This window comes from Pseudomonas sp. Z3-6, assembly GCF_051131985.1.
GTDB lineage: Bacteria > Pseudomonadota > Gammaproteobacteria > Pseudomonadales > Pseudomonadaceae > Aquipseudomonas > Aquipseudomonas zanjanensis.
Genome location: NZ_CP071644.1, coordinates 2,728,161 through 2,747,611, shown reverse-complemented (window position 1 = coordinate 2,747,611; position 19,451 = coordinate 2,728,161). Strand labels below are relative to the sequence as shown.

17 protein-coding genes and 4 pseudogenes are annotated in these 19,451 nt (G+C 54.9%); 8 read left to right on the top strand and 13 right to left on the bottom strand.

Features of this window, described 5'->3' with window-relative positions; all coding sequences use genetic code 11:
- Positions 1 to 876: 876 nt before the first annotated feature.
- Complete coding sequence (locus J3P88_RS12655; RefSeq protein ID WP_434575621.1) at positions 877 to 2,583, bottom strand: diguanylate cyclase; 1,707 nt, start codon at positions 2,581 to 2,583, stop codon at positions 877 to 879.
- Positions 2,584 to 3,090: 507 nt separating this feature from the next.
- A pseudogene (locus J3P88_RS12650) lies at positions 3,091 to 4,027 on the bottom strand (LysR substrate-binding domain-containing protein).
- 144 nt (positions 4,028 to 4,171) lie between these two features.
- On the opposite strand from J3P88_RS12650, the pseudogene J3P88_RS12645 reads away from it, so the two are divergent.
- Together J3P88_RS12645 and J3P88_RS12640 are read left to right on the top strand one after the other, a co-directional pair.
- Positions 4,172 to 5,371: pseudogene (locus J3P88_RS12645) on the top strand (MFS transporter).
- Positions 5,372 to 5,460: 89 nt separating this feature from the next.
- A complete protein-coding gene (locus J3P88_RS12640; protein WP_434576423.1) occupies positions 5,461 to 5,700 on the top strand; it encodes a WYL domain-containing protein in 240 nt (79 codons plus the stop codon).
- A 134-nt stretch (positions 5,701 to 5,834) separates the two neighbouring features.
- Here J3P88_RS12640 and J3P88_RS12635 read toward each other — a convergent pair whose 3' ends face one another.
- The gene (locus J3P88_RS12635) at positions 5,835 to 6,119 is read right to left on the bottom strand and encodes a hypothetical protein (RefSeq protein WP_434575620.1); all 285 of its coding nucleotides are present in this window, start codon (positions 6,117 to 6,119) and stop codon (positions 5,835 to 5,837) included.
- A 110-nt stretch (positions 6,120 to 6,229) separates the two neighbouring features.
- Between J3P88_RS12635 and J3P88_RS12630 the strand changes: the two genes are divergently transcribed.
- Positions 6,230 to 6,463, top strand: a complete 234-nt coding sequence (locus J3P88_RS12630) for a hypothetical protein (RefSeq protein WP_434575618.1) — start codon at positions 6,230 to 6,232, stop codon at positions 6,461 to 6,463.
- 294 nt (positions 6,464 to 6,757) lie between these two features.
- On the opposite strand, the gene J3P88_RS12625 is transcribed toward J3P88_RS12630, so the two are convergent.
- The 5 genes from J3P88_RS12625 to J3P88_RS12605 all read right to left on the bottom strand — a co-directional run bounded on the left by J3P88_RS12625 (position 6,758) and on the right by J3P88_RS12605 (position 10,342).
- Positions 6,758 to 7,474, bottom strand: coding sequence for an RES family NAD+ phosphorylase (locus J3P88_RS12625; RefSeq protein WP_434575617.1), 717 nt, complete (start codon positions 7,472 to 7,474; stop codon positions 6,758 to 6,760).
- Entirely contained in the window at positions 7,467 to 7,859 is a 393-nt protein-coding gene (locus J3P88_RS12620) for a hypothetical protein (protein WP_434575615.1), read from the bottom strand. Before J3P88_RS12620 ends, J3P88_RS12625 begins: the two co-directional genes overlap by 8 nt.
- Before the next feature lie 81 nt (positions 7,860 to 7,940).
- Positions 7,941 to 8,138 carry a hypothetical protein gene (locus J3P88_RS12615; protein WP_434575613.1) on the bottom strand — a complete coding sequence of 66 codons (198 nt, stop codon included), beginning with the start codon at positions 8,136 to 8,138 and terminating at the stop codon, positions 7,941 to 7,943.
- Between the two features lie 377 nt (positions 8,139 to 8,515).
- Complete coding sequence (locus J3P88_RS12610; protein WP_434575611.1) at positions 8,516 to 8,878, bottom strand: response regulator; 363 nt, start codon at positions 8,876 to 8,878, stop codon at positions 8,516 to 8,518.
- A 21-nt stretch (positions 8,879 to 8,899) separates the two neighbouring features.
- Complete coding sequence (locus J3P88_RS12605) at positions 8,900 to 10,342, bottom strand: ATPase domain-containing protein (RefSeq protein WP_434576420.1); 1,443 nt, start codon at positions 10,340 to 10,342, stop codon at positions 8,900 to 8,902.
- Positions 10,343 to 10,460: 118 nt separating this feature from the next.
- On the opposite strand from J3P88_RS12605, the pseudogene J3P88_RS12600 reads away from it, so the two are divergent.
- Together J3P88_RS12600 and J3P88_RS12595 are read left to right on the top strand one after the other, a co-directional pair.
- Positions 10,461 to 11,767, top strand: a pseudogene (locus tag J3P88_RS12600) (MFS transporter).
- Between the two features lie 161 nt (positions 11,768 to 11,928).
- On the top strand, positions 11,929 to 12,207 hold the full coding sequence (locus J3P88_RS12595; protein WP_434575610.1) for a hypothetical protein: 279 nt from the start codon (positions 11,929 to 11,931) through the stop codon (positions 12,205 to 12,207).
- A gap of 90 nt (positions 12,208 to 12,297) precedes the next feature.
- Here J3P88_RS12595 and J3P88_RS12590 read toward each other — a convergent pair whose 3' ends face one another.
- From J3P88_RS12590 to J3P88_RS12580, 3 genes are read right to left on the bottom strand one after another with little or no spacing between them, the layout of a single operon-like run.
- On the bottom strand, positions 12,298 to 13,041 hold the full coding sequence (locus J3P88_RS12590) for a TraX family protein (protein ID WP_434575609.1): 744 nt from the start codon (positions 13,039 to 13,041) through the stop codon (positions 12,298 to 12,300).
- Positions 13,042 to 13,046: 5 nt separating this feature from the next.
- Positions 13,047 to 14,183, bottom strand: a complete 1,137-nt coding sequence (locus J3P88_RS12585) for a nickel/cobalt efflux protein RcnA (RefSeq protein ID WP_434575607.1) — start codon at positions 14,181 to 14,183, stop codon at positions 13,047 to 13,049.
- 7 nt (positions 14,184 to 14,190) lie between these two features.
- A complete protein-coding gene (locus tag J3P88_RS12580; protein ID WP_014338967.1) occupies positions 14,191 to 14,487 on the bottom strand; it encodes a metal-sensing transcriptional repressor in 297 nt (98 codons plus the stop codon).
- Between the two features lie 514 nt (positions 14,488 to 15,001).
- Here J3P88_RS12580 and J3P88_RS12575 point away from each other — a divergent pair.
- The 3 genes and pseudogenes from J3P88_RS12575 (at position 15,002) to J3P88_RS12565 (ending at position 17,170) form a co-directional block, all read left to right on the top strand.
- A complete protein-coding gene (locus J3P88_RS12575) occupies positions 15,002 to 15,739 on the top strand; it encodes a HupE/UreJ family protein (RefSeq protein ID WP_434575605.1) in 738 nt (245 codons plus the stop codon).
- A 12-nt stretch (positions 15,740 to 15,751) separates the two neighbouring features.
- Positions 15,752 to 16,413: pseudogene (locus tag J3P88_RS12570) on the top strand (transmembrane anchor protein).
- A gap of 511 nt (positions 16,414 to 16,924) precedes the next feature.
- Positions 16,925 to 17,170, top strand: coding sequence for a hypothetical protein (locus J3P88_RS12565; RefSeq protein WP_434575603.1), 246 nt, complete (start codon positions 16,925 to 16,927; stop codon positions 17,168 to 17,170).
- Positions 17,171 to 17,558: 388 nt separating this feature from the next.
- Here the strand turns inward: J3P88_RS12565 and J3P88_RS12560 are convergent, their stop codons facing one another.
- Positions 17,559 to 17,978, bottom strand: a complete 420-nt coding sequence (locus J3P88_RS12560) for a DUF421 domain-containing protein (protein ID WP_434575601.1) — start codon at positions 17,976 to 17,978, stop codon at positions 17,559 to 17,561.
- Positions 17,866 to 19,182 (bottom strand): hypothetical protein, encoded by a 1,317-nt coding sequence (locus J3P88_RS12555; protein ID WP_434575599.1) that lies wholly within the window; start codon positions 19,180 to 19,182, stop codon positions 17,866 to 17,868. Before J3P88_RS12555 ends, J3P88_RS12560 begins: the two co-directional genes overlap by 113 nt.
- Between the last annotated feature and the right edge of the window lie 269 nt (positions 19,183 to 19,451).

Below are 19,451 nucleotides of genomic sequence, written 5' to 3'. Positions count from 1 at the left end.
TCCGAGCGTCATGCCCTCGCATAACCTCTGAGCAGTGGAAACATTCGCAGGGTAAAAGTTCACTTAATCGCCGATGGAGGTGCGGCACAAGAGTGGATTAGCTCGCGAACCGCCAGTCTCAAAGGCTCAAAATCCTCAAGTGGCACAAGCGGCAGCGCTTTCGGTCGGCCAGTCACTTTGACGGTGCCACGCGGGTACGGGATTTAAACGCAAATGCTCCATAAAGAAGCCTCGGAATGCTCTCCGACTACTGCAAAGTAAGCGTAATGAAAGCAGGTGGTAGCGCCATGGCTTTGTCCGTTTGCACTCGAATCCATTTAAGGACGAGTCGGGCAATTACTGCCACATAAGTGGATGCCAACTTGATGTGCCTGATGTGAGCGATGCGTAGGCTGACTGCTTACGGTCAGTCTCGACGTTTAGCTCTTTGAGAACACCCTATAGCCGCGAAGACGCAGCCTGGTATCCAAAAGCCAGGATTGCCGGTGCCTAAGCCTACGGCAAGTAGCGAGATGCCTATTGGGAGCATGATGCGTTCTCCATAACCGAACAATCCATTCATAACTGATCTAAATTTAGCATAGGCCCATCGCAATAGTGGAAGAAACCGTCATTTTTGCAGGAACCATGAGACTCATCAGATCGCTAAGATGAGTAAAAAACGTAGATATCTCCCATGCAAGATGAGATGCCTGGGCGGTTACTGTGTTTTGCCCTAACGCCAACTTTGCTTTTTCCATTTGTTGGACCGGGCGCTCGGGTTGCGGGTACTCAACTGTGACACCTTTGCGGTGTCTGCGGCAGCCAACCAGTCATCGCTGGTGCTTCTGATCGGGCGACGAGCAGCGATCAGCCTGCTGCATCCCATCGAAACTTCTAGCGCTCATGCTTCACCTGAGGCCAGCATTCAACTCTGTTTTTCCCCAACCGCTTGGCTGCGTAAAGCGCTGAGTCAGCTGCCTTCAAAAGAGAGCCTTGGTCCAACCCGCTGGTTTCTGTAGAAGCGACCCCGAACGAAGCAGTCACTGTGAATGTCTGACCGTGATCCGTAAGACTCAACCCTTCAAGAGATGCTCGTATGACCTCAGCACGTGACGTAGCGCTCTCTGAGGAACATTCTGGAAGAATCACAATCAGTTCCTCTCCGCCAAATCGACATGCGATGTCTGACGATCTCAACGATCGCAAAAGCAAAGCGGAAACCGCACGAAGCACAGCGTCGCCTGCTGGATGGCCATAGGAGTCATTTAGATGTTTGAAGTTATCGAGGTCTAGCATGACGACACTCAGGGCTGACCCGTTGCGCTCAGAGCGCGCCAGCTCGCGCTTTAGCGCCTCGTCCATGAACCGCCGGTTATACAGCCCTGTCAGCGGATCCTTGATGGATTGAGTTTCCAATACTTGGCGCATCCGGCCATTCGCCAACGCCAGAGCCGTTTGTTCCGCCACAGCCTCAGCAATCTGTAACCGCTCTTCGGACAGGTCCCGCAGTCCAACCTGACGGATATGCAACAGCCCCAGAATCTCGCCATAAGCCATTAAGGGCAAACAGCAATCGGTCACTTGGTCGGTGCCCGACGCCGCTGGGTAATGGCGACAGGAAAGGTCGTGGTGATGCTCAGTCAAATGCCATCGCCCTCGCCGGATCGCCCAGCAGTCCTTGGGGTTGAGCATCACATCAGCAGCCGTCCCTTCAGCTTGGCCCCACGACGCCGCACACTGAAGAACATCCGCCGAGTTGCGATAGAGAAAAAACTCCCCTTCACTGGCGGGTATTAGTCGCTGACAGTAGGTGCTGGCCAGTTGGAGCGTTTCCGTTTGAGTCAACTCCGTCTGCGCCAGTCTTGCCATTTCGGCGAGAAGGCCTATCTCCCCGTTGCGCCGCTTCAACCGCTCCAGGCTCTGGCTCAGTTGATCACTGACGAGGATGGCCGCCGCGGCGGACTCCGATTGACGTCGCACGCTTCGTCGCATGGATATATAGATAAAGCGACCTAAGCCCAAGGTCACGATAAAACTGACGATGGAGATCGCGACGGCCCAGCGGATGTTGCTTAAAAGTTTACGCTCGAGAACCGCGAGCTCCTCTGCTTCGTCACTGATCAGTTCGGCACTGATGGTGCGCACAGTGTCCATCAGGTCCTTACCACCGCCTGCGGCAATCTCAGCCTCTGCCGCATCATTTCCGTGGAGGCTTACCAGCTTCACCACCCGATCCAAATGCGTCATTTTCAGTTCAGCGTGGCGGATGAACTCTTCAACGCGACCAATCTCTTCGGCGGGATCGCCTTGATAGGACGCGCGCAGGGCCTTGAGGGCCGAAGGCAGTTGGGACACCGCGATGTAATAAGGTTGTAGAAAAACATCCTTTTCGGTCAGAGCATAACCACGCTCACCGGTCTCGGCATCAACCAACAAGCCCTGTACTGCGCGGATACGATCTATCTGCGCCTCGACAACGTTTCGCTCCAGGCGCGTCTCATTTGTCCAGAACAACGTGGTGGGACTCACTGCCGCGGTGACGGCCATAACAATACTCGCGGCAGCGGTAGCGAAGAGAAGGCTTGCTTTACGATCAGGCATTAACGATCACGCTCTTGGGGGCCAATGATGTCGGCATGCAGAAGAAAACGGCAGGAGGCAGAGGCAGTTAACATGTTATCGCACCCAATAATAAGGCAAGTAACCGCTATCTCCAGGTGTCGGGGAAGCTAGGAGATTGCGCTAAGAAGCTCCCATTGAATCCTTGAGGAACCACTCATCAGATTTAGACGCTGGACGAGGTACTGCCTCGCTACGAGGTTAAGGGGCCGGGGCCAGCATGCGCAGTTCCACCCAAGGGGCGCCCCGCACGGCACAATCCGTCGACACAATCCCGAACTATCTTCTCGCAGGCAAATCGGATAATAGGCCAATGATCGAGAGAAATCTGTGGCACTGGGCGGGACATGTGAGGGGGAACCCGGCTTAAGATCCCACCACCATCCCAATTATCACGGTGCCTACTTTCGAGATCTCGATGGCAACAAGCTGTGCGTCTGCTGCCATGACTCGGTGCCGACTGATTCGTGGCACCACGGGCAAAAGCCTTTATAACCGTTGCGCCCGCCCTCCTACCGCCTGAGTCAACTTGGCCGTCAGTAAGTCTATTAAAACAGCGACCTTGGGCAGCGTCTCACGGCTTTTCTGCCAGGCAATATTGATCGCCATCCCATCAGTTGCCAACTGGGGCAGTACTTCGACTAATGTTCCTTCTTCCAATTGCCGTTGGGCCAACCAGGACGGCAACTGTACGATACCGCAGCCCGCCAACACCGCAACCACCAAGCCCTCACCATCGCCCACCACCAGCGTTGGAGCCACCAGCATCCTGACCGTTTCGCCCCTGTGGCGCCCGGCGAAATTCCAAGGGCTGACATTTCCATCCCGCCATCCGTAGGCGATGCACCTGTGCTGTTCCAGATCAAGGTCCGTCAGGGGCGTGCCATGCCTGGCGAGATACGCAGGTGATGCGCAGAAAATATGCCATTCGCTACCCAGGTATCGATGCCCCAACGTGTCCGGCCATACCTCTGCGCCGCCCAAACGGATAGCGATGTCCACACCTTCCTGTACGGCGTCGATGAAACTGTCGGAGAACGAAAATGTGCGGGACCAATTGCGGGTATCGCTCCAGGCAGCGCAAGACGACAGGCAGTACCTGGGAGCGGCCGAAAGCACCGGAAAGGTCGATCCGGACCCTGCCACGGGGCTCGGCGTTTTCAGCCTGTAGCGACAGCTCGGCTTCTTCGAGGTCGGCAAGCACGCATGTGCATGTGCGAAAAAAGGCGCCCCCTGCATCGGTCAGCGAAACACGTCGGGTCGTACGGTCGAACAGTCGGACGCCGAGCCGGCTTTCCAGGCGAGCAACGCTTTTACTGATGGCAGAACCCGTGAGGCTCATCCGTTCAGCAGCAGCCTTGAAGCTGCCGGATTCAGCGACGCAGAGGAATACATCGATGCCTTTCAATTGTTCGGAGGAAAACATGGACACCCTTGATTCATGATCCTAATTCACTCAATGCAAGAAAAAACATCATAAATCAGAATTTAAATCCTCAGTAAGCTTGGCGGCCGCCTGATCACTGCGCGATAAACGCTGTGCATGAAATTCCGCTCGAATGAGGCAAGGATGCTCACCACCCTTAAACGCTATCCCACGTCAGTCAATTTGCTGCTTTCAGCGTCACTCATCTTGACGCTGGCCCGGGCAATCACGCTGCCCTATCTGGTCATCTACCTGTCGGGCAACTTTGGATTGAACGTCGCCGACATCGGCCTGGTGATCGGCGGCACATTGACCATCGGTTCCCTGTTGAGCCTCTACGGCGGCTTCCTGGTGGACAATATGCCCAGCCACCGACTCATCCTCGGATTCAGCGCACTGTTCACGGTGGGGTTTCTCGGGACGTTTCTGGCTCGCGAGCTCTGGCTGTTCTACGGTTGCCTGATACTGGTCAACCTGGCTTATGCCGTCATCGACATCGCGGTCAAGGCAGGGTTTGGCAGCGTGCTTTCAATCGCCGAGCGCAGCGAAGCGTTCTCAATCAAATACACGCTGACCAACATTCGGTTATGCCGTTGGGCCGTTTCTGGGGGCGGGCATGGCCAAGCTGGACATCAGCTTGCCATTCCTGTTGTCCGGCATGCTGGGTGCCGGATTCTGCCTGGTCTATTTCGTCTGGGGCGACAGAGGCCTGACGGTCGTTGATGCGAGCCACAAACCTGTGCCTTTCCTGGCCGTAGGCAAGCTTTTGCTCCGGGATTACCGCTTAGTGTGCTTCACCCTCGGCGGTCTGCTCAGCGCGGTGGTCTTCGGCCAGTTCACGGCCTATCTCTCAAAGTACCTGGTGGTCACGACATCAGCAGAGTTCACCTATCGCACCATCAGCGCCATTGTGACGACCAATGCGCTGATGGTGATCAGCCTGCAATACGCCATTGGCCGAGAGTCTCTCAACATCATCTGAACCTGTGGCTGGCGGCGGGGCTGAGTCTGTTCATCCTTGGGTTGGCCGGCTTTGCCCTGGCCGATATTCTCGTGCTCTGGGTGATTGCCATGGCGGTGTTCACGCTCGGAGAGATCATTGTCTTCCCCGCTGAATACATGTTCATCGACAACATCGCGCCCGACCACTTGCGAGGCATGTACTACGCTGCGCAAAATCTTGGCAACCTCGGCGCCGCCTCCGGACCGGTGCTGTGTGGCCTGGTATTGGCGACGCAACCGCCTCACTGCATCTTCTACATGCTCGCCCTCTTCATTGTTGCCGGTGGCGTGTTTTATTTCCTGGGGGCTTGGAGGCTGGTCGATTCGCCGGCCAAGACGTAACGCACGGCTTGTCACTGGCCGGTAAATAACGACCGGACGGGGCGCTCAAGAGAGCAAGATTGGCGGAGCGTATTGTGCCCGTTGGCCTCATGCTGGGTCCTCTCCAGGGGAAAGACCATGACCGACACACAAACAGATGGTTGCTGCGGTGTGAATTGCCCGACACTCAGGAGCTGAGATTATTCCTGATGAGCAATGCCGCGGATGTCGAAGTCGTGTCGCCCGCCCCCCTTCGCTGTCATGTCCGCGAGCAACTCGAAACAGCGGTCCAGCCTGATGAACTCCTGCAACACCCGTTCATCGGCGCGCCGAATCATGTGGCGTGGTAATCCTCGGGAAACTCCGGGCGATAGGCGTCGTCTTCGAGCAACAGCCGCCAGGTTTTCAGTTCATTTTCAAGTAGGTTTCACTCACGGGCGGTTGTCCTTTAAAAGTTCGAGCCAGTGGTCCCACCCCGGATAAACTAGGGTGGCGCCATGTGGTAAGCAAGGCTCAGCTCACTTACGCAAGAAGATCTTGCTTGATGAAGTTGCGCACCGGCCAGGTGCGTTTCCTCCTGTTCCAGGGTATGGCCGAAGCGCTTGGCAATCAGTGGATGGCCCCCCTTCTGAACCAGTTGGATCAGCAACTCCCAAGCGGCGTTGTCCTCTAGCTCGATGGTCGGGATCGCGCTCATCGATTGGGACACGATCATGCGTGGGGCGGTCAATACTTGCAGCACGCCCACGACCTTGACGCCCGCCGCCATCCGAATTCATTTGCACCAAGCAAAAATTGCGTCCATAAACGTAAGCTCCAAAAAACTAAAAGGCGCTCCTCTCTTTCCATTTAAAGACCGGATGACACGCGAGGACGATCATGAGAAATAACGCCATTATTTCCGCTTGGCATGAAGCCACCGACCGCACAAACGAGCTGTTTCGAGAGGCTGATCGTCTCAACGCGATCGCTTATGAACTGCTAACCCATGCCACAGATTCGCCTGAAGCCATGATCGCGTTTCAAAACGCGCGCGCAGCAGCTGATGCGAAATGCCTTGAAGGCAAAAAAGCCTGGGACCAGGCGAGGGCCGTATTTCGGAAGAAACACTGATCGCTAGTCGCGCGTCAATCGAACGCTCACCCATTTGTTAGGAGCTAAACCTTTGATCATGGTGCGGCTCGTAATCTTGCGTTTCGCTTTTAGAGAGGGAGGCATCGTGTCATTTTTGCGTTCTGGGACAAGCGCCGCCCTTCCTTGGGATGCACGCAAGACGTATTTGGCCGTCGACGCTGCAAAAACCCTCTACGGAACCACCGACACCCCACAGAAGCCCACCCTCCTCAGCAAGTTCTAATAAATGGCGATTTCAGCCATAGAGAGCGAATTCCAGGGGCCACTGTTCGGTTATTTTGACTCAGCTTTTCCCGCGATGATGACGACCCCAATCCGCTCTGCCAGGTTGAGCACCGTGTCGAATGCATTCGAGTCGCCGGTCAAGCTGCGTGACACCCCCTGCGGATGGAGTGCGCCGTCAGGAACCCGGTCACCAAAGAGCACCACCGCACGTGCCGAATCATCTTGTCGCGACACCCAAGACATCCCTTGGGCATCTGGACACTGACGGTGGATCGCCTCTGCCCATTTGCGCGTCGCAGGATATTGATCTTTCTCAGTGTCGATCAGTTGTTTGCGCGTGATGCCCAGTTTCCGCAGGGGCACGCTGGACAGATCAACCAGGTGCAGCGGTTGGCTAACCTGAACGGCAGAATGCACCTGTCCAGTCAGCTTGCCTTTGTCGAAGCTCTTAAACCCAGCCGTATGGGGAACGTCGTGGAAGACGGTCTCCATCAAGGCGCAATCGACTGTCGTGCCGCCATACAAAGTGGGAATCGCCCGCCCCTGATCATCCTGGATCGGGCTGAAGCGTGCGTTGCCGTGCACACCAGGATTGAATTGATCAGGCTGATACTTATCCTGGTGCACACGATGAAGCACATCGCCTTTGGCGATCACGGTGAAAGTGACGTGCAACGTAGCCGCAGGCACTGGGGTAACGGACGCCGCCAAATCCGTGGGAGGCGTCGCCCTACCCTCACTGAACTCGGTACGCTGCTTAGCCATGGACAACGCCCCGGATCTCATCCAGTGCGGCAGCAATCACCCGATCAGGCGCCGATGCCAGCAGGTCCTGAGGCCTTTTGCCGCCCAGAAAACTGTTATCTGAGCGGAACCAGTAAGCCATACCCCAGCCGTCCTTGTGGCCAGAGAAAGCCTCAATGATTTTGGCCAGTGCCTTGAACGGCCGATAGCCCGCATCCGGATCCAAGCCGTAACCAGGGAAATAGTCGACCCCTCCGTGGCTGATGGCAAAGATCTGCCCCTGCTTTTTCCATTTGTTGGGCTGGGCACTCGGGTTGCGGGTACTCAACTGGGCCACCTGGGCGATGTCCGCGGCGGTCAGCCAATCACCGCTTTCCAACACCGCTTTGCGGGCTTGGACGAGCATTGCCGCTTCCTTGAGCAGGCGAGGCGAAGGCGGCTTACGTGTCACAAACACCTCGGCCAGTCGCTCGAGCGACTTAGGGTCCTAACGCTCCTGCAGCACCTCATACATCGAGGAGGCCACGTTGGCGAAGTTTTCCGCCAACGCCTCAAATACACTGAGGTTGACCTGATCGAAAGACACGACCAGTACTCGGTCCGCATGCGAGCGGCTCAAGCTCGCCCGAGCCTCCTTAGGCGTACCGACCAAGGTGGAGACGCCCGACTGCTCTGTAATGCTCATGGAAATCTCCTCGCCAGTTATCTGCGCTATCTAATCCTAGCATAGTCCTAATAACCCTAGCTCTAGCCTAAGCTCCATTCATCTGGATGATAGGTAGGTTTGAGTGGAGCACGCCATGCCGTCGATCAGCGCAATGGCGTTGAGGTGAGAGGCCTAAGGACACGATCTTGGCATTCAGGTGCTGCGAGCGAACTCGTTCAAGACATGCGTTGGAAAACCGCAAGAGGTCGCATAGTACAGTGGCGTTGTCAGCAGACCACAATCTCATCGTTGCAAACAATCATCACACCACGAGATTGAAACTGCATGACGTCAACGCCTAAGGCCGCCCCGGATGTGCTTTGACTCGATACTCATCACGCCCTACCGGGTACGAGCTACTCCGAAGCCAAGAGCTTTTTAACTTCTGCGATGATGATATCTATGTCAAATGGCTTTGGCAGCACCACATCAAACAAATCGGATCTCTGCATACCGATGTGTGCCTGAGCACCGCTCATTAAAATGATTGGCAAATGGTTGCCGGAAGGAAGAGCTCGCACAGCCGTGGCGAATTCTTGGCCGTCCATAACCGGCATCATGAAGTCGGTAAGAATCAAGGCCGGCCGTTCCCTTTCGAGCACCTCGAGTCCTTTCCGGCCATTGCTGGCTTTTACGACCATGAAGCCCTCATCCTCCAGCGCGAAGCTGAGAATGTCAGCGATCAAATACTCGTCGTCGACGACCAGAATCGTGGTCATGTTTTCAACCTGTTCAAAGACTTATGAAATTGAACCAGGCAAGGGCTCAGTCGCGACTGAAGGTTCATTTCTCAAAGCCTTTTTCAGGGAAACATCTTGATCACGAATGACCACCTCAAATCGCGAAGGGTCATAGGAACTATCTCGTACTTTAAGAATGGAAAGCGTCCTGCTTAGTTCAGAGCGATTCTCAAAGAAACGCATGAGCATCAAGTTATCGACGATGCTTGATAGGTCAGAGTTTGGTGAATTGACCTCGGAACCGAATAGGTCACGCATTTCCCATGAAGCGAATACCGTAACGCCCCTGGAGCGCAGCTCGTTCATTAGGGCGCTGTAGAAGTCTGTAATCCGTCCCTGATTTGTCGAAACGCGCGTCATGCCGCTCAGACTGTCGATGAACAGGCGCTTGATGCCCCTTTCTTTAACGATGCTCAACAGTCTTGAGCCGAGTCCATCCAACAAACCTTCAGTGGTGGGCTGCCAGACGATGCTCAGTGCACCGCTTTCTTCCATGGCTTCGATGTCGATGCCCAGCGAGAGCCCTTTTAGACGTAGTCGCTGTGGACTTTCATAGAATCCAAAATGTAGGCCTGGGGCATCTGCCGTCGATTTGGCCAAAAATTTGAGTCCCAGCGTCGTTTTACCTATCCCGGAGGGTCCCATTACTAAGGACACACTAGAGCTGTATAACCCTCCGCCCAATATGTCATCCAGTGAATCAATACCACTGGCGATACGCGTCATGTTTGCACTGTCGGACGACGAAGGGCGACTGTACAAGCTTTCAAGGCGAGGATAGACGACCAAGCCGTCAGCGGTGATTTCACACTCGTGAAGGCCGGTCAATGCGCTGCTGCCTCGCGTCTTGCGTAGTTGAATACGACGTACAGAACGAGTGCCAAATAGCTCCTCTCCCATCTCAATCACACCATCGACCATCGTGTGCTCTGGACTACCGTCGTCAAGCCGCGAGCTAGTGAGGAACAGAACGGTACAACCTGCGAACGCTGCATGGCCCTGCAGCTCTAAAATGAATTTCTTGGTATCGATAGGCGAGTCGGCCTTCGAGCGTGCATTGAGCAAACCATCGACGATCATGACGGTAGCCTTCTGCCGACTGATCTCACGCCGAAGCAATTTTACTACTTCATCCAAACCTTCGTTTTCCAGCGTATCAAATGCGCTGACGAACTGGATTTCAGCCCCAACTTTGGATGAGTCGAAAAAGCTCAAAGTAGAGAGAAATTGAAACAGACGGTCATGTGACTCGGCCAGCAAGGTGGCGACTAAAACACGACCCCCATTGCGTACGTGATGGAATCCAAGCTGGTTGGCTAGGATAGTCTTGCCTGAACCTGGGCGGCCTTGGACTATATATGAAGCACCCTCGACCAGCCCTCCATTAAGCAGAGCGTCGAGCCCGTCGATTCCGCTTTGAAGGCGTTTTAGCTTTTCCACAATGTGACCCTGATCTGAAAAACAGGCTTTTTTAGCCGAATGAACGAAATGCTACCGCCATTCCTAATTCGAGGCTATTCAGGTTGAGTAGAAAGTAGACGAGGAAGATCGTTCGCTTTGGGTGCTAAGTAACCATCCAAAAGCGATTGCTTTAGTAGGTACGGGGCTTGCGACCTTCGCATTGGGGCTGCTGGCCTTCGCATTGGGGCTGCTGGCCTTCGACCTGGCTGGAGCCCAAGAGGGTGCAGTCCTCGGCACAGCGTTGGCAATCAAAATAACGGCCTACATCGGCGTTGCACCGATTGCCGCGGCTTTTGCAGAACGCCTGCCACGCAAGGCAATGTTGGTCTCGCTGGACTTGGTACGTGCTTTGGTCGCGCTGGCTTTGCCGTTTGTGACGGAAGTCTGGCAGGTCTATGTGCTGATTTTCATCCTGCAATCGGCCTCGGCCGCGTTCACCCCAACCTTTTCAAGCGACAATTCCGGATATCCTGCCAGACGAGGACGAATACATCCGCGCCCTGTCCCTGTCGCGACTGGCCTATGACCTCGAAAGTGTTGCCAGCCCTATGCTCGCCGCTGCATTGCTGTCCGTGATCAATCAGCTTCCATAATCTGTTCGCCGGCACCGTTATTAGTTTCATCGCTTCGGCGGCCCTGGTCGCGACAGTATTGCTACCGAAAGCGAAGCCGACACCTAAACGCAGCATCTACGAACGAACCACCCGCGGCATGCGCATCTTCCTGCAGACGCCTCGCTTGCGCGGATTACTGGCATTGAATCTGACGGTAGCGGCCGCCAGCGCCATGGTCATCGTCAATACGCTGGTGCTGGTCCAATCGGGTGTCGCGTTGCCTCAAAGTTCCACTGCACTGGCGCTGGCCGCGTTAGGTGGCGGCTCAATGATCGCTGCCCTGTTGTTGCCTCGGCTGTTGAAAGATATCAAGGACCGAACAGCGACGTTGCTTGGCGCAGGGATACTGCTTGTCGGGCTGGCCATGGGCATCAACCTGACCGCCTACCATTTACTGCTGCCGCTTTGGATGATGCTGGGCGTAGGCTATTCGTTGGCACAGACTCCGAGTGGCCGGTTGCTGCGTCGTTCTGCCAACGCCGAAGATCGCCCTGCGCTCTTTGCCGCCCAGTTCGCGCTGTCTCATGCCTGCTGGTTGATTACCTATCCACTGGCTGGATGGCTGGGAGCCTACCTCGGCCTGGCAGCATCGTTTGTCGGGCTCGCCCTGGTGGCCGGTGGCGCGTTGTTAGTCAGCATGCTGATTTGGCGTCTGGCGCATGACCAGGAATCGATCCAACATATCCATGACGACCTACCCGAGGGCCATGCTCACTTCGATGAGCACAGTGGCATGGATCATCAGCACCCCTATGTCATTGACGACCAACACCGTCGCTGGCCGAACACTTGATGTACCCGTCTTTCATAAAACCGTCTGGCCGCTGTCTAGTAACGAAAGCCTGCCACTACGGCGGGTAGCCCAATAGACTTTCGAATCTGAGGAGCAACTTTTTCCAGAATAGATGTCTACCGGTTACGTCGTTTCGCAACACCACTGGAGCTCAATACGCCATGCACAAAATCACCACGTATGCCTTCGCATTACTGTGCTTGGCCACAGGTTCAACTTATGCTGATGACCCTGATAAGGAAATCCGGGAGCAATACCAGCGGTACTGGGAACACCAGCGAGAGATGGAAAAGGCGGATCAGGAAAATAACAGGGAACACCGAAAGGCCCACGAAGAGATGGATCGCGAAGAACGCAAGCATTACGAGGAAATGGAGCGAGAAGACGCCAAGCGCAGGGGTGAGTTTTATCGCGAGCGAGAAAAGGCTTATCGTGAATAGCGCTTGTCGTCGCGCTCGTTAACCTCGGCCTGACAGTAATCGCATAGAGAGCTCCTGACCGCCCCTAACCTCACATGATCTTAGACTTCATCACGCCACAAGCCTTAACGCTTGCAGCGCAACAAGATGCCCCGGATAGAACCAATACCTCCATTGCCCCACCGGCCAGACGTTGAAGCTTAACCTCTGGCGAAGCAGCCAGAGCCCGATCAGCGGAGCCGCAAAAGCCGTGCCCAGGGCCAGTATCGAGTAGAGTTCAAGATCCAGCGCTCGGCTGACAATGCTGCTGCGGGTATTGATCAACACACACAGACTCGCTGGCAACAGCCACAGCACAGCAGGCTTGTTGATCACCAGCAAGACCGAGGCAGGGACAAGGACTCCGTAGAAACCAAACATCAGCGGATCATCCAGCGCACTGGCGATGGCGCCAGCGAACAACGCCATGGCACCACTCAATAATGTCCGATGGTGACATCCCCAAGCCACGACCAACCCTAGTCCCAGAGTCAGCAGCACGTTGTACGAGCCCGAAGTGCTGATCATGCGATAAGGCACCTGCGAAATGGCCGCAAACAACAGCATCAAAGCAAGGTAGCGGCCGTTTTTGTAAGTCAGCCATTCGCCACGCCTGGACCGCGCCACATTCGCTGCGATGGCGACGCAAAACAGTGGAAAAGAGAGCCGGCCTGGAATGAACGGCGTGCTCAACTCCGGCCACACCAACCGCAAATGATTGATGACCATTGTCAGCATCGCCAACCATTTGATCAGATCGAGGCTGGCGCTGCGACCTTTCAACGAGGGATTCAGAACTGGGCAAGTCTCAGTCATAAGCCTTATGCGTTCAGACCGATCCAGCCGTGAAAGCCCACGTACAGACCGACACCAATGATCAACACACTGGACAAATAAGGAGCCCGTCGTGCAACGGTGCCCAGCCATGGCCAGCGGTTGGAGGCTTGTCGTGCGCCAATGGCCGCGGCCGCTCCCACAGTCACCAAGGTGATAGCCAAGCCAATGCTGAAGCACAAGACAAGCATGCCGCCCAGCGCAACCTCCTTGACCTGAAGACAGAGCAGCAGCACGGTAATCGCGGCGGGACAAGGAATCAGCCCACCCGTCAGGCCGAACACAATGATCTGGCCCGTGGTCACTTTGCGATTGGTAAAGCGCTTGCGGATATCGTTGGCGTGCGCCCGTTCGTGAGCGTCCTGGTAACCTTCCAGAGACAGCTCCAAGTCCTCCAGTTCGGCGTGTTCATGCCCACGATCATGCTCTTGATAATCAAGGTCATAATCGTGGGAATGCCCGGCATGTCCCAGGCTTAGACGGGCGCTGAATTCGTGAGGCTCGGGAATATCGACCGTTGACTCCAGGACCCCATCGCGCTCGGCAAACGAGAATGTCTGCACGCTTCCATCGGCGCGAGTGGTTGTCAGGCGAACGTCCGCGGCGGACCATGCATGGCCCGTCAACGTTTTCAGGCGCCAGTGAGGGGACATGCCTTGCTCGAAGATCGACAGCTCGATACGCCCGTGGCCGGTATCGATGCGATGGGTTTCATCATGATGTCCATGGTCATGCTCGCCGTGATGATGCCCATCACCCTGTTCGAACTTGAACATCTGTTCGCCACGCCATGTACGCCACAACATCCAGAGCGCAATGACGATGATCAGCGCAGCCGATGCGAGCTGGAAGTATGGTTCCGTGGTTTCGGCATCCAACCCCTGGCCCAGGTACATGCCACCGATGGCGACCAGCCACACCACGGCCGTGTGGGACAGCGTCGCCGCCAAACCCAGCAAAACTGCCTGTTTCACCGAGCCCCGAATAGCCACGATAAATGCCGCCATCATGGTTTTCGAATGGCCGGGCTCCAGGCCATGCAAGGCGCCCAGCAAGATCGCGCTGGGAAAATACAGCCAGGCGTTAGCGCCACCCTGTTGCAGCAATTCGGCAAAATTGGGCATGGGGGGCCTAGAGGTACTTGGTGATTTGCTTGAAGGCTTCCAGCGGCGCGCGCTCACCCTTGTTCAGTGCCGAAACGGTGTCTTCCAGACAGTGATCGATGTGATCCTGAATCAAGGTCCGCTTGGCCTGGCACACCGCTTTTTCCACTGCATGCAGCTGCTGGGCGATATCCACGCACTCACGACCTTCTTCAATCATGAGGATGATGCTGCGCAGGTGACCGTCCGCCCGCTTGAGGCGCTTGATGATCGCTTCATGGCTTTGGTGGGTATGGGGATGGCTGTGTTCGTGCTCGTCACTCATGACTTGAGTCTCTGACTTCAATGAATTACGCTGGCAATCCTATCCCCCCATAGGGGATATGGCAAACGTATTGCCCCCAGAATAACGAGTCGAAACACGATCATTATGTTCAGCAGAACACTGACAACGACGGTGGTATTCGCGCTGGCTTTCGCCATGTTCATGGCCTGGGCCGGGCATACCCGTACACTGTCGATGATGTCGCAACAGCCCGCCTGGGATGTCGCGCAAGACGCTCATCATCATCCCATGATGAGCAGGCCGACGTGTCGTGTTCAAACTGCTCGGATCACTATCACTCTCCGCTGACGCCCGATCATCAGCACGAGACGCCGCAACTCGCTGCCACACTGATCCTGGCGGCCCAGCTACAACTCTCTCCAAAAGCCGAGCCCCTGGGTTACGCCGTTCCTCGCGCGCCCATTTTCCTGATCGAGCGTCCACCTCGTCCTTCGCTTGCCTCCTGACACGGTCGCCCTGCGGCCCTCGATCACTGCAACGAAGGATTTTATCCATGCATTCGCACTCAATGAGTGGCGGCGGCGCTTTCACTGCGCCTTCGTACCGCCCACTACTGCTGCTGTTTCTGTTGCTCGCGTCATTTCTTCTCGGAATGCCCGAAGCCCTCGCCCACGCCGTCGCCGAAGGCGATAAAGGCTTCATCCAGGAAAGCGCCGGCGTCATGTTGCTGCCCTTCATCTACATGGGCGCCAAGCACATGATGACGGGCTACGACCACCTGCTGTTTCTGTTCGGGGTGATTTTCTTCCTGTACCGCCTGAAGGACGTAGGGCTCTACGTCACGCTGTTCGCCGTCGGGCACTCGGTCACGCTGCTGCTCGGCGTGCTGACCGAGATCAGTATCAGCGCCTATATCATCGACGCCATCATCGGTTTCTCGGTGGTGTACAAGGCGCTCGATAACCTGGGCGCATTCCAACGCTGGTTCGGTGTCCAGCCCAATACCAAGGTGGCGACGCTGATCTTCGGTCTGCTTCATGGCTTTGGCCTGGCGACGAAGATCCAGGAGTACGAGATCTCGCCCGACGGCCTGATCCCCAACCTGATCGCCTTCAACGTCGGCGTCGAAATCGGCCAGTTGCTGGCCCTCAGCGCCATTCTCATTCTGATGGGGTATTGGCGGCGCACCGGCAGTTTCTGGCGCCACGCCTACACCGCCAACGTCGCCATGATGAGTGCCGGTTTCCTCCTGATGGGTTACCAGATCACCGGCCTGTTCGTCTCTGCCTAAGGAATTGTGACCATGTTCAATACGCCACTTCCCACTGTTAATGAATTGCCCAGCACTCGCCAATTGGTGCGCTCGACTGTCATCGCCTTGCTGACTGCTATTGGCCTGCTGATCACCGTAGTCATGCCTGCGGAATACGCCGTTGACCCAACGGGCTTGGGCCGCGCATTGGGTCTGACGCAGATGGGCGAGATGAAGATAACGCTCGCCCAGGAGGCGTTGGCCGATGCAGCGCCGCAGCCGGTACAAGAGATTCCAGCTCCAGCTCCAGCTCCAGCTCCAGCTCCGCAGATTGCCGCGGTGACGCCCGCGGCTCAACCCGCGCAGCCACCCGCCGCTCAACCCGACCCAGCCCTGAAGACAGATGAAATGACCGTCACGCTAAAGCCGGGGGAAGGGACAGAAATCAAGCTGGAAATGCTCAAGAACACCACCGTCAGCTATGAATGGGCGGCCTCTGGCGGGCCGGTGAACCATGACACCCATGGCGAACCCTACAACGGCGAAAAAGGCTATTTCCATAGCTACTCCAAAGCCAAGCAGGTCAAAGGCGACAAGGGCGAATTCACGGCTCTGTTCGACGGCACCCATGCTGGTTCTGGCGTAATCGCACGAATAACGACGTGACCATATCGCTGAAAACGACAGGTGAATACCTGAGCGTCAAACGCTGATTCCAATCGAAACACATTTTTAAATTCTTACGGAAAACTCAATGAACGCCTCAACCACGCTGCTCCGCTCCGTGCTTCTGATCTGCTTTATCAGTCTGATGACCGCCTGCGGTGGCTGGCGAGAAACCTGCTGAATCCGAAAGCTCGGATCATGGGCACTCGCACGGGTGATGTCATGAAAAGAGGTCGCGAATACGGCCTCTTTTCCGAAGCAGACGATGCACAGTTTCCTCTTAGCGTGCCGCAGTATAAGGTTTCCCGCGCGATGTCCGGCGACACGGTGAGCGTTTATAGCGGCCATCCGCGGCAGCCCGCCACTTCACTCTAATCTCCAACGGGCTAGGTATACCCAAAAAAGCGGAAACAACCTCTAAGAAAAAGTGCCGATGTAGCACCGACTTTCTTGTATTCGCGCGTCCTGACACCCCCTAACATTAATCTGCCACCATTGGCACCGCACAAGATTGTTCTAGTCTTATCCCCTTTCAGCGAGGAGAAGGAGCAATGGGCCATGGATACAATGAGTAAAAGTGAACTCGAAGCAGTACTTTCGAGCCGCCTACCTCAGTGCTCTATCGTTTGCTCGATAAACGCTGATAGTAGCTTATCTGTCGAAGTGATCGGTCCAGACAAGCAACAATTCATGATTGCTAACATCGACCGAACCCAATACCACGGTGTATCGGGGACTAACCGGCTAGTGCGCGAGATTTTGGAGGAGATGGTTATGTCTCGCCAGTCGTCGAATTTGACCTGAAGGTATGCGCCTAGGCCTAGTCCAGCCAACACACCTTCAGCTTACCGACTAAGGGCAGTTATCTCGCCAATGCCTTGAGTTCCCTAAAATTACGAGGGCAATTATTTTTAGTACTCAAAAGTTAGGACGTTTTATAAGAAATACGCACCTAGCCTTAGCGACCAGCTAGCTCCGCTTATGCGCGTCTAAGGGAGTGAACCGAAAATTGTGCCTGTGAAAAGGCAGGATCTTGGGTACGAGAATGACGCAGATTCCGGCCATCGCCCTGCCCGGATACGGTGCCAGCAACGATCAGAAAAAAGACCGCCGAGTCGGGCCTTGACACCCAAGTCAGTAAGCCCGTGGCCCATGATTTGTTGATCAGCCTGATCGAAATAAACTGTGCCGCTCACAGCGTTAGGCTGGGCTTATTCAAGGGGATAACCGAGATTTTGCCGTTGCGCTCAAGGATCGCGAACTTGATCTGATCGATCTCCAAGATGCCTTGAGCGGAGCGGGCCGCTTCGAGAATATCGCTCTCATCCAGCCGCGCATGCTTGACGCGCTCAGCGAGTATTTTGCCGTCTTCGACCACAATCGTCGGCCCGCCATCCAACACCCGGGAAAACCAGCTTGAGCGCTGCTTGACCAATGAAAAACCAATGTCGATGGCGATCAACGTGACAATGATCAAGACGGCGTTGGTCAACGAAAAATCATCGCCCAGCAACGCCTGCTGAGTGGCCTCGCCGATCACCATCAATAGCACCAGATCGAAGGTAGTGAGTTCCGCCAGGGAGCGCCTCCCGGCGATCTTGAACAAAATCATCAACACCACGCCAATCGAGAGTTTTAATAAACAAACGATGAATTTTGATGCCGCTACACTCAAACATGTACTTGAACTCATAGCTATCCTGAGCCCCACTCATTTGGTTGCACCGATAGCATTTGCACGGGCCATAACCAAATTTTTGTGTGATCGTTTCGCCCAATGCAAGGTATTCCGATGGAACGTTCTCAGCGCTTGACTCCATTTCGACAGAAAAGGAGAGCTGTTCTGCACCGGCATCGGTTTTTGACCGCAAATATCGAGGCTTAGTCAGATTACATAGCAAAAGCGAGGCTTGAATCGGACGTTGAGTATCCTGTGGCAACGCTAACGAGAACTTAATCAAGTGCGACTGAATGTCGATATCGGAACAAGCTTCGTGCTTGGCCAGCTCCTCTGCAGCGGTTGAACACACCTCGGGAAATGTACCCTCTCTCACGAAAACCACCAACGCCGCATCGTCATCGTACGGTGTAGCATACTGGCACAGTTGAGAAATGGCCGCGTACAGTGCAGCAGGGCCCTTCCACATTTTACACTCGACGACCAAGATGTGCCCCGCAGTGTTGCCCTCGCTGTTTGCTCGGCTAACGATAATGTCACCGTGACCTTCACGTGCATGTGTTTCAGAAGTCGCAAGAAAGCCCGACCTTTTAAGCTCCAAAACCAGCTGGGAACGGAGACCATTTTCATCTATTTTGCTATGAAGCTGGACATCCTGTTCCCATTCGCGGGCGTGCCGTTTTATAACGTCCATAGGCGTAGCGCTGCGTAACAGTCGATAGGCGCTGCTAGATTCTAGCTTAGCCAGAAACTGCTTAACTCGCTGAATATCTCCCCACTGCTCAATATATTGCGCCAGCATATACTGAGCGGTATAATTATTTTTATAATTAGACTCAAAATCTCCTTTCGCGTTTAAATAGCAAGCGTCATACAGTTCTTTATCCGGAACCTCACCACTAACACTTTCTACATATTCATCCATCAGCATGCTGCTTCCTACATATTGAGTATCTAGTGCACCCAATAGCCCTCTCACATACATCACCCCATCTGCATAAAGCTCTCGTATAGGAGAATTGTGACCCAAATCAAACTGAAATTCCTGATCTTGTTTCAGGCGTATCCACTGGTCATAATGAGACTTAAATTTTTTTCTCAGAACTTCCATCGCTTTCAAAATTTCTTTGGATTCCATTTTCAACCCTTAATCTATTACTTTCACCTGAAGCCACACGACAGCAATTCAGCTTGCTGCTGCCTGGCCTGTGCACGCTGGGCCACACCTGCTGATTCCATGATCTTACTCCATCTGCAATTTTCATTTTTTATTCAAATTCGGTTTATTGGAACGATCCTCGGAATTTTTGTACCTTTGATAATGAAAATATTGGTCACCCTCCCAGCCTAGACTTCCGACTCGCGAGTAAATCTCAGATGGTCTGGCTCGAAGGCACCTGGGGAAGC